Origin of the sequence: Scrofimicrobium canadense (genome assembly GCF_009696615.1) — a bacterium.
GTDB lineage: Bacteria > Actinomycetota > Actinomycetes > Actinomycetales > Actinomycetaceae > Scrofimicrobium > Scrofimicrobium canadense.
Genome location: NZ_VULO01000010.1, coordinates 131849 through 141838 on the forward strand (window position 1 = coordinate 131849; position 9990 = coordinate 141838).

Annotated in this window: 12 protein-coding genes; 4 read left to right on the forward strand and 8 right to left on the reverse strand. The window is 50.8% G+C overall.

Going from position 1 to position 9990, the window contains the following annotated elements:
- Positions 1–78: 78 nt before the first annotated feature.
- The 3 genes from FYJ24_RS09170 to orn all read right to left on the reverse strand — a co-directional run bounded on the left by FYJ24_RS09170 (position 79) and on the right by orn (position 2388).
- The gene (locus FYJ24_RS09170) at positions 79–1170 is read right to left on the reverse strand and encodes an NADH:flavin oxidoreductase (protein WP_154545689.1); all 1092 of its coding nucleotides are present in this window, start codon (positions 1168–1170) and stop codon (positions 79–81) included.
- A 9-nt stretch (positions 1171–1179) separates the two neighbouring features.
- Positions 1180–1686, reverse strand: a complete 507-nt coding sequence (locus tag FYJ24_RS09175) for a single-stranded DNA-binding protein (protein ID WP_154545691.1) — start codon at positions 1684–1686, stop codon at positions 1180–1182.
- A 90-nt stretch (positions 1687–1776) separates the two neighbouring features.
- Complete coding sequence (orn, locus tag FYJ24_RS09180) at positions 1777–2388, reverse strand: oligoribonuclease (protein WP_154545739.1); 612 nt, start codon at positions 2386–2388, stop codon at positions 1777–1779.
- Positions 2389–2456: 68 nt separating this feature from the next.
- Here orn and ilvA point away from each other — a divergent pair, with 68 nt between their 5' ends.
- A complete protein-coding gene (gene ilvA / locus FYJ24_RS09185; protein WP_154545693.1) occupies positions 2457–3728 on the forward strand; it encodes a threonine ammonia-lyase IlvA in 1272 nt (423 codons plus the stop codon).
- Between the two features lie 40 nt (positions 3729–3768).
- A complete protein-coding gene (locus FYJ24_RS09190) occupies positions 3769–4782 on the forward strand; it encodes a DUF697 domain-containing protein (RefSeq protein WP_154545695.1) in 1014 nt (337 codons plus the stop codon).
- On the opposite strand, the gene FYJ24_RS09195 is transcribed toward FYJ24_RS09190, so the two are convergent.
- Positions 4776–5243, reverse strand: coding sequence for an NUDIX hydrolase (locus FYJ24_RS09195; protein ID WP_225872097.1), 468 nt, complete (start codon positions 5241–5243; stop codon positions 4776–4778). The two genes, FYJ24_RS09190 and FYJ24_RS09195, sit on opposite strands and share 7 nt — an antisense overlap.
- On the opposite strand from FYJ24_RS09195, the gene FYJ24_RS09200 reads away from it, so the two are divergent.
- The gene (locus tag FYJ24_RS09200; protein WP_154545697.1) at positions 5242–5754 is read left to right on the forward strand and encodes an O-acetyl-ADP-ribose deacetylase; all 513 of its coding nucleotides are present in this window, start codon (positions 5242–5244) and stop codon (positions 5752–5754) included. The genes FYJ24_RS09195 and FYJ24_RS09200 overlap by 2 nt on opposite strands.
- A gap of 113 nt (positions 5755–5867) precedes the next feature.
- Positions 5868–6890 (forward strand): nitronate monooxygenase, encoded by a 1023-nt coding sequence (locus tag FYJ24_RS09205; RefSeq protein WP_154545699.1) that lies wholly within the window; start codon positions 5868–5870, stop codon positions 6888–6890.
- Positions 6891–6929: 39 nt separating this feature from the next.
- On the opposite strand, the gene FYJ24_RS09210 is transcribed toward FYJ24_RS09205, so the two are convergent.
- The 4 genes from FYJ24_RS09210 to FYJ24_RS09220 form a co-directional block, all read right to left on the reverse strand.
- Positions 6930–8810 (reverse strand): potassium transporter Kup, encoded by a 1881-nt coding sequence (locus tag FYJ24_RS09210; protein ID WP_154545701.1) that lies wholly within the window; start codon positions 8808–8810, stop codon positions 6930–6932.
- A gap of 221 nt (positions 8811–9031) precedes the next feature.
- Positions 9032–9163, reverse strand: a complete 132-nt coding sequence (locus FYJ24_RS13190; RefSeq protein ID WP_263970228.1) for a hypothetical protein — start codon at positions 9161–9163, stop codon at positions 9032–9034.
- 281 nt (positions 9164–9444) lie between these two features.
- On the reverse strand, positions 9445–9732 hold the full coding sequence (locus FYJ24_RS09215; protein ID WP_154545703.1) for a glycine betaine ABC transporter substrate-binding protein: 288 nt from the start codon (positions 9730–9732) through the stop codon (positions 9445–9447).
- A gap of 93 nt (positions 9733–9825) precedes the next feature.
- On the reverse strand, positions 9826–9990 hold a 165-nt coding region (locus tag FYJ24_RS09220), incomplete at its 5' end, for an integrase core domain-containing protein (RefSeq protein WP_154545705.1).

A 9990-nucleotide genomic window follows, 5' to 3' on the forward strand; every position in this document is an offset into this window, starting at 1 on the left:
ATCTGGGCGTGTGGCTCTATATTCTCTGGCTGCGGATATAGAGCCACACGCCCAATTGGTATGCTCGCTCATGAAGTTTCAGTAATAGATGTTCTCAGAGTCTTTTGTATACGGCGTAATCACGTCTTCACGGCCACCAATCATTTTTTCAACCCATTGAGGATCCGCGAGTAACGCCCGCCCAATGGCTAAAAGATCAAATTCTTGCTGCTCGAAAAGCCGTTCCAAAGCATCCGCCGGTACCGAGTCACTTGGTGTATCCGATCTGAAGGCGGTATTCACTCCCACATGTCCCACCAGAATAGTTGGTTTCTCTGTGATGCGTTTTGTCCACCCCGCAAGTGTGAGATCAGACTGAGCAAAAGCGGGCTGCCAAAAGCGCCGCGTTGAGGGATGGAAAATATCCACACCAGCATCGCTGAGAGGGCGCAGTATCCTCTCTAATTCCCCAGGATTCTCAGCTATGTGTTCGTCCCATCGACCGGCTTTCCACTGTGAGAATCGAAATTGAATGGGAAAATCAGGTCCGACACGGTGACGTATCTCTTGGACCACGTCTATCGACATTTGCGTTCTGGCCTCTAACGATCCGCAATACTTGTCGCTGCGTCTGTTGGTAACCTTCCAGAAAAATTGATCAAGAAGATAGCCATGTGCGCCGTGGATTTCTACACCATCGAAACCCCATGACTTTGCTGTCACTGCACTTCGCGCAAAAGCGTCGATGACCCGATCAATTTCTTCCAAAGATGGCTCTTCTGCTATGACTTTTCCACCCAGCGATAGCCCCGAGGGAGTAAACACCGGTGCGTCTGGAAATGGAAGTGCTCCTGCGCGGCGAACACATCCCACATGCCATAGTTGGGGGAAAATAGCCGCTCCTTGTGCGTGGACAGCAGCGATAACGTCACGCCAGCCAGATTCAGCGCCGGTGGAATCAAGGCGGGGCACTCTATCTGATACACCAGCAGTTGGATGATCGATATAAGTTCCCTCAGTGATGATCATCCCAAGGGAACCCGCTCTACGCTGATAGTATTCAGTAACCTTTTTTGTTGGTATGCCACCAGGAGATTGCTCTCGTGTCATGGGTGCCAAGACGAAGCGGTTTTGCAGCTCCAGACCTGATATTGTCACCGGTTGGTTGAGTGTGTCCCAAATATTCGTCATATGTCCATGCTACTGCTGAGGAGTCCCCACTAATTCTTCTTCAGAGTCCTCCCCAATTATTTCTCCTGTTTCTTGATCGACTCTGTCTAACTCATCCATATGTGGGTCAGAAGACGGAAGTTCTCCTGTTTCTCGGTCTGGAATGTCTGAGTCTCGCACAGTCTTGTAAAAGATTGACTGTCCGCGAACTAGATCGTGTCCCACCGCAGTAGCATGGACGGCGATCTCTGAGCGAACCTGGCCTTCTTTATCGATCCACGCCTGAGCACGTGGTTGCCCCACTACGATCACGGCATCGCCCGAAGAGATGGAGCGCCGCAGATTTTCTGCCAAAGGTCCCCAAGCTTTGACCGTATACCAACGGGACTCCAGTTCTTCCCATTCGCCTGAGTCTTTGCGACGCCCCCGAGGCACCACTAAGCGAAACCTTGAGTAAGCAACCCCGGACTCTGCTCCCTTGACCAGGGATGCGTTGCTTCCGGCCCACCCCTGCAACGCCATCGTTGTCAGTTCCATATGTATTCCTTTCTGTTGTACTCACCTACCCAGCATGAAAGGAAAAGAAAAGACTGTCGACTGGCATGTGCCGTAACGGTGGAAAACCCCTCAAATATCGTCTGTGGATACCGCGATGCCCAATTCTTCTACTTCTTGGGCAACAGTCTTGTAGAAACCTGATTGAGGATTCAGCTCAGCGGGAAAAAGAGCTTTACGGTAATACACCAGCTCTTGAATGGACTCTAAGATATCTGCTAGTGCTCTGTGTCCACCATGTTTTTCTGGCGCACAGGCATATACGCGGGGATACCAGCGCTTAGCCAATTCTTTGATGGTAGAAACATCTATGACCCGGTAGTGGAGATGTTGTGCAACCTCTGGCATGTACTCCAACAAAAACAGTTTGTCCTGGCCAACTGAGTTCCCAGCTAAAGACGCTACTCGTGGCTCGGGTACAAAACGCTTGATATAGTCCAGCACCTGCTGCTCAGCTTCACCAAGGGAGAGTCCAGCTTCCAGCTCATCAATGAGTCCAGACTCGGTATGCATATTCGTCACAAAGTCATCCATATGCGCCAATGCTGCCTGTGAGGGCTTGATGACCACGTCCATTCCCGGGTCAACCACATTGAGTTCAGAATCAGTAATGACGACCGCCACCTCAACAAGTTCATCGAACTTAGGGTCAAGACCTGTCATCTCACAGTCGATCCACACCATGGGATGCTTCGGTTGTTGTGTTCCATTCTCGATACTCACAAGTCCAAGATTAGTCTGCGCATTAGACTTTGCGTGTGACTAACCGACCTGTGACTGCCGCCGACATTGTCGATGCCGCTTCAACGCTTGCACCCGTAATCAAGGAAACCCCCCTTGATCTGTCAGAAAGACTCAGTGCTGTAGCTGGTGTTCCTGTCTATCTCAAACGAGAAGACCAACAAATATGCCGATCTTTCAAATCGAGAGGTGCCTACAACCACATTTCGCGGCTCTCACCAGCAGAACGCCAGCTTGGTGTGGTATGCGCCTCGGCCGGAAATCACGCTCAGGGAGTCGCCAACGCATGTCACGCGCTTGGCATTCAAGGCACTATCTACTTGCCGATGTCCACTCCTCGCCAAAAACGAGAACGCATCAAAGCTATTGGTGGCCCCCAGGTTACTCTCGAATACGTCGATGGCACTTTTGACACTGCGCAAAAAGTTGCACTAAAAAACGCGACAAATACGTGGCGTTCATATATTCATCCTTATGATGATCCACTTGTAATCGCAGGCCAAGGCACTATTGCTGCAGAGCTTACGAGACAGTTACCAAGTGTGGCAAATGTTATTGTGCCTGTTGGAGGCGGCGGCCTCATTGCAGGCATGGCCACGTGGCTGAAAGAAGAATACCCGCACATTCGTATTATTGGCGTAGAGGCACAGGGCTCCGCTTCTGCTTCCGCAGCTAGAGCAGCAGGAAACCCGGTTTCTCTTGATTACGTTGACGCTTTTGCCGACGGAGTAGCTGTAGGGCGTACAGGTGACATCACATTTGAAATCATGAAAACGCTGGTAGATGACCTCCTTGTTGTGCCTGAAGGTGCTGTCGCAACAGAGATGCTCGATCTGTATCACCTGGAAGGAATTATCACCGAACCAGCCGGAGCGCTGGCAAGTGCTGCGATAGTGGCCTCCAGTACAGGACGTATCGCAGAACTAAGACTTGAAGGCCCCACAGTTGCAATTATTAGTGGTGGCAATAATGATCTTTCTCGCTATGCCGAAGTGATGGAACGTTCTTTGAACTATCGAGGCCTTCGTCATTATTTCCTTGTGACATTCCCCCAGCAACCTGGAGCGCTCCGACATTTTCTGGACAGCGTGTTAGGCGAAGGGGACGACATCGTCTACTTCGAATACACAAAAAAGAACAACCGCGATACCGGACCAGCACTTGTAGGCGTCGATATCCAGAGCCCTGACGATCTTCCAAGCCTCCTCGAACGCATGGATGCCTCTCCCCTCCATATTGAGACAGTAGAGCCAGATTCTGAACTTCTTAGGTTCTTGGTATAGATCTTTACTCCTTTTTGGACGCGATTTCGCTCGGATCGGAGTGGGTCTTCCTGTAACGGATGGCCTCAGTTATTACTGCGATGACACACTTGGAATCTGGGACTCTGAGGGCTTTGAAATAGGAAACTCAGCCTCCCCTGCATTGAGAGCACGGCAAACACTTGATGAGATCGAAAAGAGCCCACAAGACCAACAGATCTCCGTTGTCTGGTTCTGTATCGATGCGCACTCTAAACGTCTACTTCCTGGCGAAATTGATGTGATGCAAGAGATCAGTTCTAGAGGTTTACCAGTCATTTTAGTACTGACAAAAGTCCCCTGGTCCAAGAATCCGCTCACTGGGAAAGTGACTGTCGGTGACGAGGTAAGCGATTTTTGGGAGTGGCTACACAAGCCCGTAGCCCCAGACGGCCACCCTCTCAGGCTTCCAGTTACCGAAATCGTTGCCACTTCTTCACTCAATGCTAAAGGGAAGGGCACGGGGCATGGACTCGGTGAACTCGTAGAAAAAACCCTAGAGCAGTCCCCCGACAGCGAGAAAGATTCCTTTCGTATTGCCCAGCGACTCAACCTCTCATGGAAGCGAGCGATGGGAAGAGCCGTCATCGCAACCAGTTCCGCAAGCGCGGCCGTGGCGGCCGCTGTCCCGATTCCGATCGCTGATGCGACGACGCTGGCACCGATCCAGCTGACAATGCTTGCTCGCATTTCAGTCATCTACGAGTTGGAGCTCAAGACAATGCTGTCAACGAGCACATTGGCGCAAATGGCCACCCAGTTTTCAGGTCAGGCATTGGCGCGGAGTTTCATCAAACTGATTCCGGGTATAGGAAGTGTCATCAATTCTGTGGTTGCTTCTGCTCTTACTGCCACTGCAGGCGAGGCATGGATGCGTTTATGTGAACAGATTCATCAAGGCAAAGTGAAGCCTCAAGACCTTGAGATCACAATGGAGAATTTTGGTCCCAACATTATCGATCTTGTCAAAGGGCTACTAGTGCGGAAATCCTCGCAATCGAAGACTGATGCGCATGCGCAGAAGGATGGTCACTGACTACTCTGGGTTACTAGGGGTATTACTCGATATTCCAGTAGTGGCGCCAAGTCAGGTGGAAGTTTTTGGTCGAGTGGCGTCCAACGCAGTTCGGCTATTTCAGCGGAGGGTGCAACGTCGAATACTTCCGGATAGGTAAACACGGTGGCTTCTACTTCTGATCCTCGTTCATTGGCTGCAGGCGCCCTAAAAGTGCCCAATAGTCGGAGATTTTCTGGTACTAGGTGTGCTCCTAGTTCCTCTTGGCATTCGCGGACCGCGGTTTCTTTGGGATCTTCACCTGGTTCAGGTTTTCCTCCGGGAAGCATAAATCGTGCGGTACCGTTTTTCCGAACGGTGAGAAGTTCGTCGTGAGAGTTGCGCAGGACAACCGCGCTGACATGGATAAGGGTGGGTTGAGGCATGGTCTCAATCATAATCTTATTCGCTGGCACCGCCTCGGTGGTGCACACTGTTGACATGATGGTTATTTCTGTAGTGAATGGCGATATTACTCGGCAGAAGGTCGATGCTGTTGTGAACGCAGCTAGTCCTCAGATGCGTGGTGGAGGAGGTGTTGATGGAGCTATCCACCGGGCTGCGGGTCCGGAGCTTCTTCGTGAGTGTATTGAGCGTTTTCCTCATGGTCTTGCTACGGGGGAAGCGGGATGGACTCAGGCTTACCGTCTGGATGCTCGCTACATCATTCATACTCCTGGACCAAACTATGGGGCAGGCCAAACTGACCCGCAATTATTGCGGTCTTCGTATGGCAATTCCCTGAAGGTTGCTGATGATTTGGGGGTCAAGAGCATTGCTTTTCCTCTCATCAGCGCAGGTATTTATCGGTGGCCACTTGAGGACGCTATGAGAATAGCTGTCGATGTTCTCACCCACGCTGATACACGCGTTGAAGATATGCGCATTGTCGTTCTATCGGACGATTATGCCAGCAGACTCCGGCTGCTCATTTCTCAGGCCTCACAAAGCTGAATATTTGCCAGCGAAGGATTGACTATGTGGTCACACTTTCAGTCTATGCTTGCGATAATAGGAAACCGCAGAGGCTCAATCAGTCGTGACGATATAGAGGCGGGATACCGTTGATGAATTCAACAATTCTCCACACAAGGCTTCCACTTGTTGCGGCTCCTATGGCTGGTGGTCCCACCACAGTTGCCTTAGCCCGGGAGGCTGCGAAATCTGGGGCTTTCCCTTTCCTTGCGGGAGGATATAAGACCGCAGAAAAACTCGCTGAAGAGATCACTGAGCTTCGCGCGAGTGTTGACACTTTTGGTGTGAATCTTTTTGTGCCTTCTCAAAGCACTGTCGACCCGCAAAGCTTGGTCCGCTATGCTCGAGAGCTCGAAGAGGAGGCTCTCCACTATGATCTGCATATTCAGCCACACACCGATATGGGAGATGACTTTTGGCCTGAGAAGATCTCGCTTTTACTGACAGATCCTGTGCCGGTGGTCTCCTTTACTTTTGGGCTTCCCGAAAAGTCTATAATTTCTGCGTTTCACGAGGTCGGGTCAACTGTCCTCGCTACTGTGACAACCGTTGATGAGTCGCGTGCTGCGCGTGCAGCAGGAGTTGATGGATTGATTGTTCAAGGTCCGCGGGCAGGCGGACATAGCGCGACTTTCGATCCTTCTCGCACTTTTAGTGATGTTTCCACTGCGCAGGTTGTTCGTCAGGTGAAAGAGAAGGTCGACCTTCCTATCATCGCGGCTGGCGGGGTGGATGGGCCTGAGAGTATTCGGGAGAATCTCGACGCAGGAGCCCAATGGGTTAGTGTGGGGACATTGCTTTTGGACGCGGACGAAGCAGGGACCTCTTCCTTGCACAGGCAAGCTCTGCACGATCCACGGTTCACAGAGACTGTTCTCACCAGGGCTTTCACGGGACGTCCTGCACGCGCACTGCGGAATGGCTTCACTATTAGACACGATGAATCGGCACCAAACGCATATCCTGCAGTTCACTACCTCACCTGGGAACTACGCAAAGCCGCAGCAGAAGCTAGTGACCTGGACCGAGTTCATTTGTGGGCAGGAACAGGGTGGCGTAATGCTAGAAGTCAGCCGGTGGCCGAAATTATCGGATGGCTTTCAGACGGGCTATGAATAATGGCCCTTTGGCTTCTTCCTGTGAGCCGTATCAATTTAGATGAGGATTTCTGCCCCGCTGACCACGGTTTGCGCGGGTGGCAAATGAAATACTTGAGTCCGATTTGCAGAGCTTCTCTCCATTACACGGAAGAGGGCTCTTTGCCAGTGCGGCCATTCCTTTGTCGTATTCTCTTCATCTGGCTCGAGGCGAAAAACGGATAGGACATACCATGCTTGTTGTAGGTCCATGCCAGCTGTTGAGCTATGTTTCATAGCTAGTTCAAGTGCTTTAGGAACGTTTTGGGAATCTTTAAAACCTACTTTGTATAGAATATGCTCGATCCTCTGATTTGAGTTGCCAAGATTCGTTACGGCAACTCGGTCATCCTCGTCTACATGGGGAGTACCCACATTTTTAACGGTGACGATGACAATGTGTTCGTGCAGAGAGTGAGAAAAGTCAACTGATGTCCTGAGTGCGAGGGGTGCGGTTGCGCAATCCCCATGTGGATACACCGCGATTCCAGGTATTCGTCTGACATCACAATCCGTAAGCCGGGTTATGAAGTCTTCGATTGGGCCTTCCATTTCGCGGCGTTTCCCGAAGACAATTTTTGCACCGCGATTCCAGGTATACATTGCAATAACGATGACTGTCGAGATCAGAATAGGGAACCACCCCCCTGAGAAGATCTTTAGCACGTTAGCTGCGAAGAGAAGCAGTTCTAGTCCTCCGACGATCGCGACCATGATGCTGATTCTGATCCATCCCCAGTCCCAGACCCTCCGAGCAAATATGAGGAAAAGTGTAAATTCAAGCAACAACGTTCCGGTAATAGCAATTCCGTAGGCAGCGGCCAGAGCTTCAGAGGATCCCATGAATAGCACTAAGAGAAGGACTCCCGCGAAAAGGATTGTATTGACGACAGGTAGATAGATCTGTCCGCCGTGGTGTGGTGATGTTTGTACAACCCGTATCCGGGGTAGAAGACTCAGCCGTACGGCTTGACGAACCACTGAAAAAGCTCCAGATATGACTGCCTGGGATGCAATGACCGTAGCTGCGGTTGCCAGGATTACGAGCGGAATCCGGGCCCAGCTAGGAGCCAAATTGAAAAAGGGACTCGTCACGGCCCCTGGTTTGGCCAAGATCAGTGCTCCTTGACCCAAATAGTTGAGCAGTAGACAAGGAAAGATAAGAAGCATCCATGCCAGCATGATTGGTTTTCGGCCGAAATGTCCGAGGTCGGCATAGAGCGCCTCGGCACCAGTAACAGCAAGAACAGTTGAGCCCAATGCTAGGAAAGCAATGAATGGGCTGTCCACAGCGAAGGTAATCGCATAGATAGGGTTGACTGCACGAATAATTCCTGGATTCTGGACGATCCACGGAAGACTTATCGCAGCCATGGAGAGGAACCATATCGCCATGATGGGACCAAAAATACGGCCGATTTTTTCGGTCCCCCGGTGCTGAACTAGAAAGAGAACCACAAGTACCGCAATGGCTACCGGCACTATGAATGTTTCGAAATCTGCATTGATGACGCTAAGACCTTCAGCAGCGCTAAGTACCGAAATTGCGGGAGTGATGAGTGAATCCCCTAGAAATAAAGAGGCACCTACCATGGCGAGAACAAGTATGAATGCTGCAGTTTTCTTGGGCAATTTCATTCTGCGCAGTAAGTAAGTTGCTAGAGAGAGAATTCCGCCTTCTCCATCGTTGTCTGCTTTTGTAATGAGACCAACGTAAGCTACCGCAACAATAATGATCAAACACCATGTGATCATTGATAGCGCCCCATAGACCGCTGTGTGATTAGCGCTGATATCACCATGACCGATGAGGACAGCTTTCATTGCGTAGAGAGGGCTGGTGCCAATGTCACCGAATACTACACCTAGAGCTCCGATACTGAGCGCAGCGATTGACATGCCTATATGGCGATCGCTTATATGGGGGTGTCGTCTGGAAATGTTCATGAAGACTCGCTTTGGATGGCAACATCACTTATGCAAATGCGGATTCGGCCGCAGTAACGGCACAGTGAGTTTGCTGTGTTGAAAGTGTAAATAGGCGTTTCGCGCATCTACGAAAAAGATCCGTTTCACTGGACGTCATATGGGATCAACTAGATTGTTGGTGTTACCCCAAGTCACTCACCGTCTAAGTGAGCTGTCACCATAATGCTACTTGAGGGGTCACCGCTCTTAAGCATTTCTGCGCATGCAGATAGAGACGCCACAGCAACTGCAGGGCCGCCTAAAGCAACGAGCATATTTCTCATGTGAGAAAGTATAGCCCTGTCCGCAAGGTTCTCAATCGCCGTTATCGATACGCAATCATTCGGGAGGAATCATTTCGTACACACTAAAACTAGGCATCGCCCAATACGCGGTCTAACTGCACATATGTCAGCCTTACAATTTGTCTCATTCGACACATGCGCTTTTGTGCACTAGGAAATGAATTAGTAACTCATGACAGCATCGCCAAAGCATCATGTTGTTTCTTTCAACCACCGCCATTAGCCGAGCGCGGTTAACAAAACAATCTTCGGATTCCGGCCTAGCCCTCAAAGTTTTGATTCCTGAGCCATTCTTTCGCGATTGTGTCCGCAGGAAGCTGTTCTTTGGTGCTCCGAGTATTCAGAGTAACTAAGTCGTCAGGTGTCATCGCTGCACTGATTTCGTTGATGAGAGCAACTGCATTATCGTCTAGACGGCTACTAGCCAAAGGCACCAGATGTGAAGACAGGAACAAACCCTGTGTATCTTTCAGCGGCACTAGATTATTCTCAGCGATCAATGGATCAGCGGTAAAGATATTTGCAAGCTGGATCTGACCATCAATCAAGACCTTGACAGTGAGCGGGCCACCACTTACTGAGGTGGACCCCGTTGGTTGGACAGTCCGCGGCGTTTTTTAGGTGGAGTCCTTGCCTGGTTTTTATGCCGCGTGCGGGAGCGGCTGGTCCTTGAAATATACCTTGTCTGGTGTACGCCTGCCTAGACCTTGGTGACGCCTGCGTGTGTTGTAGTACTCGAAGTACGCTCCGAGCCCGGCCCGGGCGCCGGAACCGTTCTCGTAAGCATGCAGGTAGACTTCTTCGTA